This is a genomic window from Mesorhizobium carmichaelinearum (assembly GCF_900199455.1).
GTDB classification, from domain to species: domain Bacteria; phylum Pseudomonadota; class Alphaproteobacteria; order Rhizobiales; family Rhizobiaceae; genus Mesorhizobium; species Mesorhizobium carmichaelinearum.
Genome location: NZ_FZQR01000185.1, coordinates 1 through 399 on the forward strand (window position 1 = coordinate 1; position 399 = coordinate 399).

The 399-nt window shown below is 63.2% G+C and carries 1 pseudogene; it reads left to right on the forward strand.

Going from position 1 to position 399, the window contains the following annotated elements:
• A pseudogene (locus tag CKW40_RS44485) lies at positions 1-220 on the forward strand (hypothetical protein); the annotation flags it as partial.
• Positions 221-399: the final 179 nt, after the last annotated feature.

Here is a 399-nt window from a genome sequence, read left to right on the forward strand (position 1 = left end):
AGGGCAGCCATGCTACATATTTGTCCATGGTGCTGATTTGCGCCAGCGACCCGCCGCCGAGGCGGGTTTTGTGTTTTTGGCGCCTTGTCTGGTGACGGCGCTGAGACTGCCGATTTTGAACGCTGGCGGGACAGCGCCCCCCTCTGTCCTGCCGGACATCTCCCCCACGAGGGGGGAGATCAGCAGCTTCGGCGCAGCGCCTTTCCTGCAACGTCTGTGATTGGCGAAAGCCGGGATGACAGCCGATCTCCCCACCTGTGGGGGAGATGTCCGGCAGGACAGAGGGGGGCGTCGTAGGGCGCGACCTTTGCGAGAAATCCAATGACCCAACGCTACGCCACGATCATCACCGACGATGACGGCCGTGAAATCGTCAGCGCCATCGGCGCGTTCGAGGGC